This window comes from Bacillus cabrialesii, assembly GCF_004124315.2.
Lineage (GTDB): Bacteria > Bacillota > Bacilli > Bacillales > Bacillaceae > Bacillus > Bacillus cabrialesii.
The window spans coordinates 3,609,153-3,625,384 of record NZ_CP096889.1; the positions used below are offsets into that span (position 1 = coordinate 3,609,153).

The following is a 16,232-nucleotide window of genomic DNA, read 5'->3' on the forward strand; positions in this document are numbered from 1 at the left end:
TTATGAATATAACAGTATCTAAGTTTTTATTGATATTCCGGAACATCAAAGTACAGCGTATAACCATCCAGCAAAGAATACAGGCTGTACATGCGGTTTACTTGTTTGTACGCCCAGCCGATGTCTGTTGCGTATTGGTGCGTCGCTGCGGCTGACCATCTCATTTTGTACAGTGTGTCCTGATTGTAGGCTGTGTTGTGAATATACGATGAACCTATGAATTTGGCTCCGCCGATAATGGCCGCTTCTGGTGTGAACCAGCCTTGCTCGTACGCGTATTTAGCGCCGTAGTAATTCGGGTTGCTGTCGTAGGCGCCAATTCCGTACATGTTATAGACGGTTTTTCCGTTATAGGTTAAGCCATTGGCCAAATCGGATGTTCCGTTGCCTGTTTCAAGGAGAGCGTGTGAGATTAAATACAGCTCGTTGATGCCGTATTTATTGGCGGCATCGATAAATGCCTTTGCTTTTCCTGTCAGGATGCCTTTGCTGGCAAGCACTTTCTTATTGACTTCAGTGACACTGAGGCCGGCTGTCTGTGACAGTTTGAGAAATTGGAAGTAGTATTTGCTGTCTCTGGAAAAGTTATTCGGATCTACATATTGAACCACTTCATCACTGCTTGCGTTTCGCCAGCCTAAATTAATTTTGGCCCAGCCGTTTGTCTGGCCGATGATTTTTACCTTATCGCCTTTTTTAAATTGGCCGATCACGTTTGTCGGGCTGACTGCCGGCGTTGACCGGATATTTAAAACATCAGCCGTAACCGTAGACGTCGCTGTATTAATATAAGTAAGCGATACGTAAGCCGCCCCGTCTGTTTGCGGGCTGACTGTCATTTGTTTTTGGACCATATCACGAAGCGAGAGATTGTAATTTGTTTTCATGATTTGCGGTCCGTTTTTGATTTTCACAATGGATGATGTCCATCCGTATAATTGTTTTAGCTTCGCTGATGCCGCAGAAGCTGCGACATTGCCCGTGAACTGTTCGTTTAAGCTGATTTTATAAAGTGTATTGCTTTTCGTTGTATAGCTGGGGCTTAAACTTTGCGCTTTTAGATAGGTTAACCCATTGTTCAATGCGGTTTTGCTGCTTAGCTGGGCTGTCACGATTTTGTATTGCGTATATGCCGTCTGGCTTGTTTTTGCTGTTGTGCCTGCGGCATTGTTTTGTTTGAAAAATGCTAATACGCGGTCAATGTCTTCTTGGCTGATGATGGCCTCAGTCACGATTTTATAGCTGCTTGCTGCGGCCTGACCGGTTTTCTGGCTTGCTGCTGATATGTGATTCGATTGAAAAAACGTGAGTGCCTGATTGACTTTAGCTGTATCAAGCAGAGATTCAGTAGTTATTTTAAACGTGTTAGCTATTTGTTTTTTGACTGATTTTGCAGATGCACTTAGCTGATTTTTCTTTAATACATTCAAGCCCTTTGTGACTTTTGCTTGATCTGACGTTTCTTCTGAGATGAGCTGGTATTGGTTTTCTGCTGTTGTTCCAGCTGCTGTTTTCGTTGCCTTTACTTTTTTCTGGGCAAAGAAGGCTGCGGCTTTGTTTGCTTGCTGCTCGCCTAAAATCTTTGCTGTCGTCATTTGATAGGCTGTAGACGTTGTCGTTTTTTTGACGGTGGATGACGTGTAATGCCACTTTTTCTTTTTAAAGAAAGTGTCTACCTTTTGCAGCTGCTGTTTCGTTAATCCCTTCATATTCACGGTATATGAAGTGCTTTTTCCAACCTTTTGATAACTGCCGGATACGCCGGTGTTTTTCTTGATTTGGCTGATGGCGTCCTTCACTGTATTCAGCCCTTTGAAATAAGCTGATTGGACATTGTATGACTCAGCAGTGTTTTTTTGATTGATTGACTTGTAGCTTCCTGTAATACCTGTGCTCTGTTTCAGCTGATTTACTAGATTTTTGACATTCGCTTCACCTGAAATGGCGGCTGTTGTGAACGTATACCAGACTTGTCCCTTCACCGTTGCTTTTAATGATGCCTTCAGGCCAGATTCCTTTTGGAATGTGTTTTTGATCTGCTCAGCTTTGCTGTCTCCCACGATGGTGCCTGACTGAATGGTTGTGACAGACACCGTGTGTGGGATGGGCTGATATGTGCTTTTAATCCCCGTTTGCTTAACCAAGCCCTGGATAAGCGCTTTGACTCTTGTCTCATCAGCGATTTCTGGTGTCGTGACGTTTACATAGGACTGAGCTGTTCCGGAAGCTTTTATAGCGCCAGCCACTCCCGTCTCCTGTTTGAGCTTGGCCAGGATTGTGTTTGCTTGTTTATCTCCGGAAATGGCACCTGAGGTGATGGTGACATACGGCTGTTTGCTGCCGACAGGACTTGACGTGCCTGTGATCGCTGCCTGTTTGGTAAGTCCACTCAGGATTGCTTTCGCTTCCGCTTCGCTTTGTATGCCAGCAGCGGAAATTTGGTAGGTCGTTGTTGTTCCTGAAGCTTGGTAGGAAGCATCCCATCCGGTATCCTTTTCCAGTTTGGCGACAGCCTGCGAGGCTTGGCTTTCTGAGCTGAACGTTTTTGACGGCTCTACCTCATATATCGAGTAGTCCGTATACGCTGCAGCCTGCGCGGAACCGGTTATGGCAAAAAAGGCAAGGGACGCGGCGGACAGAAGCATAGGTGCGATTAATCTCTTTTTCATTCCTTCTCCTCTTTCTTAATCAATAAGTATATAAAACTAGTTTATTTATCGGCACGCGTATGCTTCGTTTATAGGTGAATCACTTCCATTTTTTAATAAAAAAAAACTTAATCTCTACGTGAGATTAAGTTCAAATATGAGACACGATCAGCGTACAAGCTCCTTTAATCGAAAAATCGGGCATTTGAGCGGGCAAAATAAAGTGATCGCCTTTTTTGAGCGGACATGTTTCATCTTCATACATCAGTAATCCGCTCCCTTCTATGACGCTGCATAGCAGGAAGAATTCATCCTGAGACAGCTCAGCTTCGCCATTTATGTCCCATTTATATACCGAAAAATATTCGCCTTGGACAAACGTTTTAATGGTGATTCCCTTTCTTGATTCCGTCGATTCGTCTATATATCCGTCCACATGGGGAACCGTGGCCGCATTGACCGCTTTGGCAAAATGCAGCTCTCTTGGACTTCCGTCGTTATCTATCCGGTCATAGTCGTACACCCTGTATGTGGCATCTGAATTTTGCTGTGTTTCTAAAACAAGTGCCCCCTTACACAAGGCGTGCAGCGTACCGCTCGGCACATAATAGAAATCCCCCGGTTTAATCTTTATTTTTCGCAGCAGGCCCTCCCAGTCACCGCTGTTGATCATTGTGACAAGTTCGGTTTTTGAGCGGGCCGTATGCCCATAAATGATTTCCGCGTTTTCCTTACAGTCGATAATGTACCAGCATTCCGTCTTGCCGAGTTCTCCCTCTTCATTTTCGCCGGCATAATAATCATCAGGGTGAACTTTAATCGACATATTTTCCTTCACGTCCAGCAGCTTTGTCAGAAGCGGAAATTGATCCCCCTCTACACCGCCGAATACTTCACGATGCTCTTCCCAAAGCTCGATCAGTGTCTTTCCTTTAAACGGGCCATTCGCCACTGTGCTCGGTCCTTTTGGATGAGCGGAAATGGCCCAGCATTCCCCTGTTGTTTCTGAAGGAATACCGTATCCAAATCTATCTCGTAAAGCGGTTCCGCCCCAGATTTTTTCTTTAAACACAGGCGTTAGAAAAATCGGTGATTGCGTCATGATCCGTACCCCTCCCCTGTAAATAACTGATCATTATTTTCCCGGTGCGTCCCCCTTACAAACGCCCGTATAAGCTGTCTTTTTCCTATGACAACGTATGTACAAAGCATTATCTTTTGATTACCCCTTTGAAGAAAACGCTTCCTTTTATATTATATCACGTCGAAAAGAAGCTTTGTTTCAGGCTTTTCCTTGATAAGAATAATTCTCCTTTTTTGATACAAATTAATAAAAACCGTCAATCTGTTTACAAAGGAGAGAAACTATGCAAATCGACTCTGATCTCCAGAACAATTTAGACACACTGAAAAAAACATTGGGACGAAACGACGACATGATGTTTTATACATTTGCTTTCGGAGACAGCAGACAAAAGGCGTGTTTACTGTATATTGACGGTCTGACAGAAAATAAAATGCTGGCGCAGTATGTCATTTCTCCTTTACAAAGAGAAGCGTTAGCCCATAAGGAAAGCTCGATTGAAGACTTATCCGCCTTTTTTTTCGGTTTTCACCACAGGGTTGTCTCTACAATGAAAGAAATAGAGCAGCTCATTTTTACCGGGCACGCCGTTTTGCTCGCTGATGGCTATTGCGGAGGATTGGCTTTTGACACGAAGTCAGTAGAAACGCGCAGTCTTGAAGAGCCGTCTTCCGAAATTGTTGAACGCGGACCGAAAATAGGATTTATTGAAAAGCTGCGGACAAACACGGCGCTTTTACGTGAACGGACGAGTGATCCTAATCTCGTTATAAAGGAAATGACACTCGGAAAAAGGACGAAAAAGAAAATCGCTGTCGCTTATATTCAGGATATCGCCCCAGATTATGTCGTCAAAGAAGTGTTTAAAAGGCTGAAATCAGTCAAAATAGATGATTTGCCGGAATCAGGGACACTTGAACAGCTGATTGAAGATGAACCATTTTCGATTTTTCCCACGATATTAAGCACAGAACGGCCAGATCGGGTCGAAAGTGCTCTATTAGAAGGACGGGTATCCATATTAGTAGATGGTACGCCGTTTGCTTTAGTAGTGCCGGTAACGGTTGACGAATTTATCCATTCGCCTGATGATTACAGCCAGCGCTGGATTGCAATGTCACTTATCCGTATGATTCGTTATTCCAGCATCCTGATCACCATTTATCTGCCCGGTCTGTATGTCTCTCTCGTTTCTTTTCACACCGGGCTCTTGCCGACAAGAATGGCGATCTCTATTGCAGGCAGCAGGCTTAACGTACCGTTCCCCCCTTTTGTAGAAGCCTTTTTTATGATCTTTACAATAGAGCTGATCAGAGAAGCCGGATTGAGACTGCCAAAACCGATCGGACAGACGATTGGCCTGATCGGCGGAGTTGTCATCGGACAGGCGGCTGTTCAGGCGCAAATTGTCAGCGCACTGATGGTCATTGTCGTATCTGTCACTGCCCTGGCATCTTTTACCGTTCCTTCATACGCCTATAACTTTCCGCTCCGGGTTATACGCATTGCTGCAATGATAAGTGCGGCAGTACTTGGCATGTACGGCGTCATTATGGTCTTCCTGTTTGTGATCGGCCACTTAATGCGCCTGAAAAGCTTCGGGCAGGATTACATTATTCCGATCATGGCACAGCCCGGACAAGATTTGAAGGACACCGTCATCCGTATTCCTACTCTATTTTTAAAAAGAAGACCTACACGGAACGATCCCGAAGATAACATCAGACAAAGGTGATGGCTATGAGGAAATCAGAGCATAAACTGACATTTATGCAGACGCTCATTATGATAAGCAGCACACTGATCGGCGCCGGTGTTTTAACCCTTCCCCGCTCAGCTGCTGAAACAGACAGCCCGAGCGGCTGGCTTATGATCCTGTTGCAGGGCGTTATTTTTATGATCATCGCTCTGCTTTTTTTGCCTTTTCTTCAAAGAAACAGCGGAAAAACGCTTTTTAAGCTCAACAGCATCATAGCAGGGAAATTCATCGGCCTTCTATTGAATTTGTTTATCTCTCTTTATTTCATTGGGATTGTTTGCTATCAAGCTCGGATATTGGGGGAGGTCGTCGGATTCTTTCAGCTGAAAAATACGCCCATGTCGGTTGTTGTGTTTCTATTTCTTGCGGTTGCCATCTATCACGTGGGCGGAGGCGTTTATCCAATTGCAAAGGTATACGCTTATATTTTTCCTATTACCCTTATTATTTTTATGATACTTCTGATGTTCAGCTTTCGCTTATTTCAGCTTGATTTTATTCGGCCTGTTTTTGAAGGAGGCTATCAAAGTTTTTTCTCTTTATTCCCAAAAACACTTTTATATTTCTCAGGATTTGAAATCATTTTTTATCTCGTCCCGTTCATGAGAGATCCGAAGCAAGCGAAAAAGGCTGTCGCTTTAGGCATTGCGACCTCCACAGTGTTCTACAGCATTACGTTGTTCATTGTGATTGGCTGTATGACTGTGGCTGAGGCCAAAACAGTGACGTGGCCGACCATTTCCCTTATTCACGCATTAGAGGTCCCGGGTATTTTTATTGAACGATTTGATCTCTTTTTACAGCTGACCTGGACAGCTCAGCAATTTGCCTGTATGCTCGGATCCTTCAAGGGCGCCCATATCGGGTTAACTGAAGTCTTTCAGCTGAAAAATAAAAACAATGCATGGCTGCTGACTGCCATGCTGGCTGTGACATTTTTCTTAACGCTGTACCCAAAGGATCTGAATGATGTATTTTATTACGGAACGCTTCTCGGTTATGCTTTTTTAATTGTGATTGCAATCCCATTCTTCATCTGGTTTTTAAGCTGGATACTGAAAAAACTGGGGAGGGATCAGCTGCAATGAAGACCATAACAAAGCTCACAGTCATGTTTCTCATGCTGCAGGTTCTCTGCGGATGCTGGGATGTCAGGAATATTGAAAAACTATCCTTCGCCAGAGGTCTGGCGATTGATGAGACAGATGATCATAAGTATAAATTAACGTATCAAAACCTTCTTCCACAGAGTGAAAACAGCCAAACATCCGGCAAACCCGAATTTGTCAATGTGACATCCCACGGTAAAACCATTCTGGAAGCAGTCAGTGATGTATCCATTAAGGACCCTCCTATTTATAGCGATCATTTAAAGGTGATTCTTTTGGGAGAAAAACTGATGAGAAATCAAAACATAGACCAAGTCTTCAACCATTTTATTCGGGATGACGAGCTGCGGCGAAGCAGCTATTTGATGGTGGCAAGAGGGAAAGCGGCTGATATTTTAACAAAAGGAAGCCCCGATCAGCAACAGCCCATGCCCTCTGAAAAACTGATTGATTTGACAACTCACAGCGGATATAACGGAAAGATTATGATGCCGCTCCGCATCGGCAGGGCTTCCGTCTACTCCCAGAACGGCTACAGTTATCTCATCCAAGCCGTAAAAAACCAAAAGGGAAAAGCCAAGTATGACGGAGCAGGCATTGTCAAAAGAGGCAGCAATAAACTCGTTGGTTTTCTTTCAGCAAATGAAACCCAGACACTGACATGGGTGATGGGGACGATCCAAGGCGGCGTCATGCCGACGAAAGATAAAGGGCATCCGATTACGTTTGAGATTAAAAAGTCGAAAACGAAAATTAAGGCGGTGATTAAAAACGGAAAGCCAATATTTCAGATTTCTGTTAAAACGAAAGGCATCCTGACTGAAGACCAAAACCCGAAAGAGAACTCCTTTAGCGAGGGCTATTTGAGCAAGCTGGAGAATATTTTCGAGAAAAAGCTTGAACGCGATGTAAAGAAGGTCATGGATAAACTGCAGCACCAGTATAAAACCGATCCGGTCTTTTTATCGGACTACATTCGTGTTCAATACCCTGATTACTGGAATAAAGTAAAAGGACATTGGGATGAATTATTTTCCGAGGCTGATTTTACATACGATATTTCCTTCAAAATCAGTAACTTCGGCACAGTAGGAAAGTGAGCAATCAAAAGGGTGCGCATGATCACGCACCCTTTTTTATGTTCCGACAGTTTGCTGTTTTCCGGCCGATCCTCCCTGTCCGTTTTTGTCCCGTAAATCCTTTTCAATTTCTTCAAGGCTTTTTCCCTTCGTCTCTGTCACTTTAAACCGGACAAACAGGAACGCCATGATACCGATCGCGGCATAAATCAAGAATAAATAACTGATGCCGATCGCTTCCATTAATATTGGATAGGTTAGTGAAACAATCAGTGTCCCAACGTGCAGCATCAAGGTCGATACCCCAGTCCCGATTCCTCTGACATGGAGCGGGAACAATTCAGGAAGCATCACCCAGACAACCGGGCCCCAGCTGACCGCAAAGACAACGATAAACACGCCTAAGCAAATGACAGTCGTCCATGAGGCAGCCGGAGTGTTATCGAAAAAGAGATTCACCAGAGCGAGAACGATCAAGCTGATCACCATCCCGGCATTCCCGAATAACAATAGCGGCTTTCTTCCGATCTTGTCGATGATTTTAATCGCTATTAATGTCATGAGAACATTGACTGTGCCGATTCCGACCGTTCCTAAAATCGAAGCGGAGTTTCCGAATCCGACGTTTGTGAAGGTCTTTGGCGCATAATAAATGATCGTATTCGTCCCGATAAATTGCTGCAAAAACGCCAGTCCCAAGCCGGCAATCAGCGCGGGGCGCACCCACGGATCGAAAAGCTCCTTCAGGCCGCCTTCATCCTGCTTTTCCGCTTCTTGAATATCATGTATTTCCTGATCAATATCTTTTGTGCCACGCAATTTTTCAAGAATCTTCTTCGCTTTGCCCTCTTCGCCGTTCGTGAACAGCCAGCGCGGACTCTCCGGCATAAACAAAATCCCAATGAGCAAGAGCAGCGACGGTACTGCTGCCAATCCAAGCATCCAGCGCCACGCTTCAGCATCGGCAAATATGTAATTGACAATGTAAGAAAGAAGGATGCCGACCGTGATCATAAGCTGATTTAAAGATGACAGCGCCCCGCGTTTATGTTTTGGCGCCAGTTCAGATAAATAGAGCGGCACAATCGTCGTTGATGTCCCGACTGCCAGTCCCAAAATGATGCGAAACAGCACCATGACTCCCGTATTCGGGGCGAATGCCACACCAAGCCCGCCTATACAAAACAGCAGCGCGGCAGCCATAATCGCTTTTTTTCTTCCGAAACGGTCAGTCAGTTTGCCAGCGGCTCCTGAGCCTAATATTGCCCCAACCAATAAGGAGCTGACAACAAGTCCTTCCGTAAACGCGTTCAAGCCTAAGTCCTTTTTCATAAATAAAATAGCGCCGGAAATCACTCCGGTATCATAGCCATATAACGCGCCTCCAAGAGCGCCGAAAAAATAAAGCCATAAATTGGACTGCTTTTTCATAAAAATGACTCCCTTTCTCCTTCAGCTGTAATCATACTGGCTGCGGAGTTTTTTTAGAAATCTTTTAGCCTGTTTTTCCGGCCATTAAACCTTTTCATTCTTGCTGATCATGCGTTTCCAATTATTCACTTGCATTTTTTTCAATAAGAGCGAAACATTTTTTTATTTACGGCGTCCAATATAAGGTGATTCTAGATATCGTCACTTTAATTTTCCAAAGACAAAAACATATAAATATAGGAATTTTTATCGAAAAATGTCTTTCGAGGAGTTGTTCTATGGCAAAATAAATGGTAATCTTCAAATATTAAAGAAACGTGAGGTATTAATATGGAGGAACGATTACAACGCAAGAAGAAAAAGAGACGCTTAAAAAAATGGGTTAAATTAACTATCGGTTTGTTTGCTACTCTAATTATTGTAGCTGGCTCAATAGGTGCCTATGCTTATGTAAAGTTGAACAACGCGTCAAAACAAGCACATATTGATTTAAATGACAATGGTCAATCGGTTAAACGCATCAAGGAATTTGACCCTAAAAAGGACTCATTTACTGTATTACTTTTAGGAATTGATTCAAGAGATTCCAAAGGTGAAACGGTTGACGATGCTCGAAGTGACGCTAATGTCTTAGTTACCTTTAATCGAAAAAATAAAACAGCAACAATGTTAAGTATACCGAGAGATTCTTATGTTAACATTCCTGGCTATGGATATGATAAATTTACACACGCCCATGCATATGGGGGAGTAAAACTCTCGGCAAAAACAATTGAAAACCTCCTAGATATCCCAGTAGATTATGTTATAGAAAGTAATTTTGACGCTTTTAAAGATGTGGTGGATGAATTAAATGGAGTTAGTATAAATGTAAAAAATGAAAAAATCGTTAATCAAATTAAAAAAGATACTAAAGGAAAAGTTGTGTTAAAAACTGGCGTTCAAACTCTAAACGGTGAAGAAGCTCTAGCTTATGTAAGGACACGTAAAGCTGATACAGATTTTCAACGCGGACAAAGACAAATGGAAGTCCTAAATGCTATTATAAAAAAATCTAAATCTTTAAGCTCTATACCAGCATATGATGATATCGTTGATAGTTTGGGTAAAAATTTAAAAATGAATTTATCATTAAATGATGCAATCGGTTTATTTCCTTTTATAACTTCTTTAACATCAGTTGATAATGAACAGCTTACTGGATCAGACATTTATCTCTACAGCTCTCGTGAGCGTAAAAAGCTTTATTATTTAAAACTGGATAGTGAAAAACTAGAAGAAGTCAAAACCGAACTAAAGAATGACATAAACAATTGATTTTAACGGGATGGCGATTACGCCATCCCGTTTAACATATTTCACTGTTGAAAATGATCAAAGTAACGTTTAGCCTTGTTTTATATGGTTGATGTTTCTAAGGAAAGCTGAACATACTACACGAAGCAGCTTCATTTTTAAGGAGGTCCTCCCACATATGAAATGTATTGCGATTGATTTAGACGGAACATTACTGAATAAAGAAAGCGTCATTTCCGCTGAAAACAGAGCGGCGATCAAACGGGCCGTTGATGCCGGCATCCTCGTCACCATTTGCACGGGAAGAGCAACATTTGATGTAAAGGCGCTGCTGGATGACTTGGACATCCCTATCATTGCGGCAAATGGCGGAACGATCCACGACACGGGTTACCGTTTGATCAGCCGGACATTAATGGATCAGGAGGCTGGTAAAGCAATCGCTGATTACTTACTGTCAAAAAACATTTACTTTGAGGTATATACAGATGACCATCTGCTTTCTCCTTTTGATGGCGAAGCCAAGCTGCATGCGGAGCTTGATATTCTAAAGAGCGCGAATCCAAATGAACAGACGGATGAATTGTGGCAAGGAGCCATGACTCAGTTCAAGCAGTTTGGCATAAAGCCGATCCCTCATATTGAATCGGTTTTTGACGGCAGCGAAAACATTTATAAGCTTCTTTGCTTCTCCTTTGACATGGACAAGCTGAAACAAGCGAAGGAAGAGCTGAAGCATCATAAAAAACTGGCACAAACCTCTTCCGGAAAGCATATTATCGAAATCCTGCCGGCCAATTCAGGAAAAGGACACGCGCTGACAAAGCTGGCTGACATATACGGAATTGAAACACAGGATATTTATGCGATCGGCGACAGTCCGAACGATTTGTCTATGTTTGAAGTCGCAGGACATCGTATCGCCATGGAAAATGCGATCGATGAATTAAAAGAAAAAAGCACCTTCGTCACAAAAAGCAATGACGAAAATGGTGTGGCCTACTTTATTGACCAGCTTCTTTCCGGCCAATATGCATAAAGAAAAGACTCCAGAGATTCTGGAGTCTTTAAATTGTTGACAAAATCCTAAAACGACTTTAGTTTTAGGATTTTGTCATCTTTTCAGCGTGATTGAAAACCTTTGAAGTCTAGGAAAGGCGAGCATTGGAGCGGAGCGAATATTCTAATTCGTGAGCACCGACGCGCAGGCTTGACAACGAATGCGAGGGTTTGTCAACACGCTGAAGACTCCAGAGATTCTGGAGTCTTTGTCTTTTATTGCACACGTATACTTCCTGCGTATTTATCCTTCCAATACGTGCTCGTGTTCATATTGGTGATGGTCACGCCGTTTGACAATGTGACATGAACAACTTGTCCGTTTCCGATATAAATGGCCGGATTTAGGCTTGTTGATTGGAAGAACACAATATCTCCCGGTTTCAGGTCAGCCTTCTCAACTTTCGTTCCCGCTTTGTACTGGCTTGTTGCGTACCGAGGCAGGGAAATACCCGCTGCTTTCTTGTATACATACTGGACAAAACCTGCTGTATCAAACCCAGTCTCCGGAGACACTCCGCCTTTTTTATAAGGTACTTCTCCGATATAAAGCGTAGCTTCAGATACAATCGGATTTTCTTTTGGAATTTTCATGTTGTCAAATCGGCGTATGCCTGTCATCTTTGACTTCCAGTAATCCTCTGACAAGTAGGAAATGGTTACTTTTTCTGACCGGCTTGCCTGAATAAATCTGCCTCCGCCAGCATAAATGCCTGCATGTGAAATTCCTTTTTTATACGTATTGCTGAAATAGACGACATCGCCAGGCTTTATGTTTTGAGGCGCCACCTTCTCGCCCACTGCCCACTGTTGTTCGGCTGATCGCGGCAGATAAATGCCGAGTGCCTGTTGAAACACATACTGCACGAGCCCTGAGCAATCAAAGCCTTCTGACGGTGTGCTTCCGCCAAACACATATGGAATGCCGATATATTTTTCGGCCTCCTGAACGACAGGAACATCAGCCGTGGCCGGATCGGCTGCGATTCGTCTCGCCCCGATATAAGATCCGCTCCAATAGCTGCTTTTTTTGTAATTGGTGATGATAACTCCTTTTGATAACGTACTGTGAATTATTTGGCCGTCTCCGATGTAAAGAGCGACGTGTGTAGGAGCAGTCCCGGTGCTTCCCTCTTTTTTGAAAAATAAAATATCGCCTGGCTTCAGGTTTTCCGGTTTTACAGCCGTTCCGATTTTATACTGATCGTTCACAGATCTCGGCAGATGAATATCGGCCTTACTGAAAACATATTGAATCAATCCCGAAGGATCGAATCCCTCTTTCGGTGTTTCACCGCCGTATTTATACTGATACCCAAGCAGTTTTTTTGCTTCGCTGATGATCAGTTCAGATGACATATCAGCCTCCGCAACCTCCGCTTTTGTGATAATTGAGCCCAAAAAACTAATGATAACCGCCACAAGCAAAAACTTCTTCCAGTTTGCCAGGGTGTTCACTTTTATTATCTCCTCCTCTTTTTGCAGTTTTAACATCGGTATTTTTTTGAATATATTAAGAGGCTTTTTGATTTTTTTACAAAAGGAATGTGCGGACAAATAAAAAGAGAATGCCTCATCAGACACTCTCTTTTTTGAATTATTTATTGGCGTTTGCCGATTCTTCCTGCTGTTGGATTTTATGCATTTCCGTGTCAATCTTCTGCTTTTCCTGATCTGTCAGCTGATCGTTGAATTTAAAAGCTGACATAAACATGAACACAATGGCTACGGCAACAAATGGCCAGCTGGCTTTCACAAATTTCATCTATATCCCTCCGATTATTTAGATTTTAGTTTGTCGCTATGATCAACATCAAATGTCAGTTTTCCGTCCTCTACTTTCCATGCGAAATTAGAGTCTTTCGTCAGTTCGCGAATAATCGTTTTCTGTTTGATACTTCCTTTTTTCACCGGTGCAGGCGTCGCTTCATGGATGTCAATCGGCGTCACTTCAAAGTGGCCTGTTCCGTTTTTCTTCAGGTGATACTGAACAAGTGCACTGTCTCTCGTTCTTGTCCAGCCTTGGTCAAAGACAAAGTTGCCGAGGCTGTAGAAAATGACGGTTCCGTTATATACTTCAATCGGTTCTAAGACGTGCGGATGGTGGCCGACAATAATATCTGCTCCCGCATCAGACATGGCTCTTGCAAGCTGGCGCTGACGGTCGTTTGGATCATTGTCATACTCTTGCCCCCAGTGTGACTGCACAACGACGACGTCCGCATGTTTTTTCGCTTCTGAAATCATTGGGATGAAGATTTCAGGATCTGCCGGCAGCACGCCCGGCGTATTCTTTTTAGCCGCGAAACCTTTTCCGGACACATCGGTAAAGCCAAGCGTCGCGATCGTTACCCCATTGACTTCCTGGTACGAAATATTCTTTTTCGCATCACTTAAGCTGTATCCCGCTCCAACGATATCAAGGTTTTGCTTCGCAAATTCTCCAAGTGTATCCTTCATGCCCTGAGCGCCGTAGTCCATTGCGTGGTTGTTTGCGCTGTTGAGAACCGTGAAATTCATATCCTTCAAGACTTTCACTGATTCCTCATTCGTCTGCAGATGAATCTCTTTATCTGCTTGTTTATAATTCTTTTTATAGGTTACCGGGTTTTCAAAGTTTCCTGCTACATAATCCGAGGCTCTGAAGATCGGTTCAACATATTGAAAAATACTATCTATCCCTTTTTGATCCGTTACTTTTTCAACATAGCGGCCCATCATAATATCGCCGACAAATGAGGCTGAGAGAACGTCGTCAGAATACGTTTTGACTTTTGGCGTTTCTGCTTTTCCCGCCCACATAAAAGCGAACATGAGGACAAAAACGATTGGAATGGCAATAAATACGTGCTTATTGGTTTTCTTTTTTTGCTGTTTTGTCAGCTTCAGCAGCTTTTCATGAAAGCTCAGTTCTTTTTTCATCGTTTGACACACCTTACATTAAATTAAGTAGTAAACAAACATGATAGCAAAGGTCGCTCCGCTCAATAGCAGCGTGCTTCCGAACGTAATCGTTAAACCTTGTTTCTGAATGGTATTGGCAATTAAACCTGGCACGATGATGCCGATTCCTCGAAATTCCGCGATTTCAAATGGTACAATCGGGTATAGAAAATCAAACGCGATTTTCAGGACGATCCCTGTTATCAGCATGGCAGCGAATTTTCTGCGTCCGTACAAAATCATAAATTTGGATAAACCGTATTTCACAATGACATAAGTGAGCAGGCTCACCAGCAATACCAGCAAAATAAAGACCGGCTGATTAAACACAAGTCCTAAATATCCCGGAACAACCAATCCTGCCGGCACGATCCCTGTTTTTTCTGCAAAAATCAAACTGAGTAGTACACCTAAAATTAGTGCGATGTATAAATCTGATCCGAACATGTCTGCATTTCCTCCTAGCTTACGAGCTGCTTAACCTTGTATTCGTGGATTTTTTCAATTAAAGGCTCTGCGGCACCATGAATATTGCCGACGCCATATATGACACGGTTGTGCATTCTTTTCTTTAGCAATTCCATAATTTCTTCTGTTGACTTGTACTCTAGATCATGCAGTTTGTCTGCAGGAATTTTGCCTTCTTCATAGGCTTTTACGATTGGTTCTGTTGTTTCACCGATTAAGATCAGTTCACTTGCTTCAATATAAGGCAATACGTCGTTTGCGAATTGCTGTGTCCGATCGACACGGTCTGCGCGGCAGTTCATGATGATGATCGGATCATCGGTCGGGTAACCGATTTCTTTTACACGTTTCCATATATTCAAAGTAGAAGAAGCGTCGTTTGCGGCAAACCCATTAACAAAGTGCCCAGGCTCGCTCGGACTGATCAGCGGAAGAATTCTCATTGCTCCCGGATCTGGCGGCGCATTCAGCATTCCTTTAAACGCTGTTTCTTCGTCAATGCCGAGTGCTTGAGCCACACCCAGTGCCAAAGAAGCGTTATCAGGGAATACCATGTATTCAAATTTACGCAGATATTCATCTGTAATTTTTGAGTTATCAGCAATGATGACTTTTGTGTTTCGTTCTTTCGCTTTTTGTTTAAAGAACTCGGTATATTCACTATCTGTAATGACAAGATGGCCGTTATAAGGAATTGTAGCGGTAAACGCTTCTGCAATTTCATCAAGCGTCGGCCCCATGACATCCATATGATCTTCTAAAACGTTAACAATAACGCCGATATTGGCTTGCAGAAGTTCTTCCTGAAAGATGATTTGATAATCCGGGTTAACAGCCATGCATTCACTGACAATCGCGTTAGCCCCTCTTTCTACTGTTTCTCTCATGACTTCTTTTTGTTCACCGATATTCGGCCCTTGTGGTTTCCGTTTAATCGGTTTTTCCTCCGGTGTGTCCCAGTAAATCATTCTCGCATCCGTTCCTGTTGTTTTTCCAACAGTTTTGTAACCGGCCTCTATTAATATTCCGGTTGTAAGCCTTGTCACAGTCGACTTTCCTCGGATGCCATTAATATTCACTCGAACAGGGAGGGCATCAATGTTTTTCTGATGTCGTCGTTTTTCTAATATTCCGATGACCAGTATGACAGCACAGGCTATAATGAGTAACCACATTGCTATTCGACATCTCCTTCTATATTGTTGTAAATTCATTCATCAGTATATAGAATCACTATGAATTCTCAATCGGCATTATGTAACATAATCTTCCCTGAGCCACTGAGTCAAACTTCTCTTTTGAAAGAGATTTTGTACCTACAACCTGTTTTCTATTTTTGGAAAACAGCAGGACTTA

Annotated in this window: 13 protein-coding genes; 5 read left to right on the top strand and 8 right to left on the bottom strand. The window is 43.0% G+C overall.

The annotated features are described in order from the left end of the window. Positions 1-26: 26 nt before the first annotated feature. Both EFK13_RS18415 and manA read right to left on the bottom strand, forming a co-directional pair. Complete coding sequence (locus EFK13_RS18415; RefSeq protein WP_129507407.1) at positions 27-2,669, bottom strand: N-acetylglucosaminidase; 2,643 nt, start codon at positions 2,667-2,669, stop codon at positions 27-29. 130 nt (positions 2,670-2,799) lie between these two features. After that, positions 2,800-3,750: a mannose-6-phosphate isomerase, class I gene (gene manA, locus EFK13_RS18420; RefSeq protein WP_129507406.1), complete on the bottom strand. Its 951-nt coding sequence runs from the start codon at positions 3,748-3,750 to the stop codon at positions 2,800-2,802. A gap of 265 nt (positions 3,751-4,015) precedes the next feature. Between manA and gerBA the strand changes: the two genes are divergently transcribed. The 3 genes from gerBA to gerBC are packed head-to-tail and all read left to right on the top strand — an operon-like array spanning position 4,016 to position 7,700. Further along, positions 4,016-5,467, top strand: a complete 1,452-nt coding sequence (gene gerBA / locus EFK13_RS18425) for a spore germination protein GerBA (protein WP_129507405.1) — start codon at positions 4,016-4,018, stop codon at positions 5,465-5,467. A gap of 5 nt (positions 5,468-5,472) precedes the next feature. Beyond that, on the top strand, positions 5,473-6,579 hold the full coding sequence (gene gerBB / locus EFK13_RS18430; RefSeq protein WP_129507404.1) for a spore germination protein GerBB: 1,107 nt from the start codon (positions 5,473-5,475) through the stop codon (positions 6,577-6,579). Further along, complete coding sequence (gerBC, locus tag EFK13_RS18435; RefSeq protein WP_129507403.1) at positions 6,576-7,700, top strand: spore germination protein GerBC; 1,125 nt, start codon at positions 6,576-6,578, stop codon at positions 7,698-7,700. The genes gerBB and gerBC overlap by 4 nt, the downstream gene beginning before the upstream one ends. Before the next feature lie 36 nt (positions 7,701-7,736). Here gerBC and EFK13_RS18440 read toward each other — a convergent pair whose 3' ends face one another. Next, positions 7,737-9,110 carry a sugar porter family MFS transporter gene (locus tag EFK13_RS18440; RefSeq protein WP_129507402.1) on the bottom strand — a complete coding sequence of 458 codons (1,374 nt, stop codon included), beginning with the start codon at positions 9,108-9,110 and terminating at the stop codon, positions 7,737-7,739. 330 nt (positions 9,111-9,440) lie between these two features. On the opposite strand from EFK13_RS18440, the gene EFK13_RS18445 reads away from it, so the two are divergent. Together EFK13_RS18445 and ywtE are read left to right on the top strand one after the other, a co-directional pair. After that, the gene (locus EFK13_RS18445; protein WP_129507401.1) at positions 9,441-10,427 is read left to right on the top strand and encodes an LCP family protein; all 987 of its coding nucleotides are present in this window, start codon (positions 9,441-9,443) and stop codon (positions 10,425-10,427) included. A gap of 157 nt (positions 10,428-10,584) precedes the next feature. Beyond that, positions 10,585-11,445, top strand: a complete 861-nt coding sequence (gene ywtE, locus EFK13_RS18450) for a 5-amino-6-(5-phospho-D-ribitylamino)uracil phosphatase YwtE (RefSeq protein WP_129507400.1) — start codon at positions 10,585-10,587, stop codon at positions 11,443-11,445. 236 nt (positions 11,446-11,681) lie between these two features. Here the strand turns inward: ywtE and EFK13_RS18455 are convergent, their stop codons facing one another. The 5 genes from EFK13_RS18455 to pgsB all read right to left on the bottom strand — a co-directional run bounded on the left by EFK13_RS18455 (position 11,682) and on the right by pgsB (position 16,051). Then, on the bottom strand, positions 11,682-12,923 hold the full coding sequence (locus EFK13_RS18455; RefSeq protein ID WP_129507416.1) for a C40 family peptidase: 1,242 nt from the start codon (positions 12,921-12,923) through the stop codon (positions 11,682-11,684). Between the two features lie 139 nt (positions 12,924-13,062). After that, positions 13,063-13,230 carry an extrachromosomal elements maintenance protein EdmS gene (gene edmS, locus EFK13_RS18460; protein ID WP_129507399.1) on the bottom strand — a complete coding sequence of 56 codons (168 nt, stop codon included), beginning with the start codon at positions 13,228-13,230 and terminating at the stop codon, positions 13,063-13,065. A gap of 14 nt (positions 13,231-13,244) precedes the next feature. Beyond that, positions 13,245-14,387, bottom strand: a complete 1,143-nt coding sequence (pgsA, locus tag EFK13_RS18465) for a capsular polyglutamate synthetase PgsA (RefSeq protein ID WP_129507398.1) — start codon at positions 14,385-14,387, stop codon at positions 13,245-13,247. Between the two features lie 18 nt (positions 14,388-14,405). Then, a complete protein-coding gene (gene pgsC, locus EFK13_RS18470; protein WP_003227889.1) occupies positions 14,406-14,855 on the bottom strand; it encodes a poly-gamma-glutamate biosynthesis protein PgsC in 450 nt (149 codons plus the stop codon). Between the two features lie 14 nt (positions 14,856-14,869). Further along, positions 14,870-16,051, bottom strand: a complete 1,182-nt coding sequence (gene pgsB / locus EFK13_RS18475; protein WP_064816106.1) for a poly-gamma-glutamate synthase PgsB — start codon at positions 16,049-16,051, stop codon at positions 14,870-14,872. Positions 16,052-16,232 lie beyond the last annotated feature (181 nt).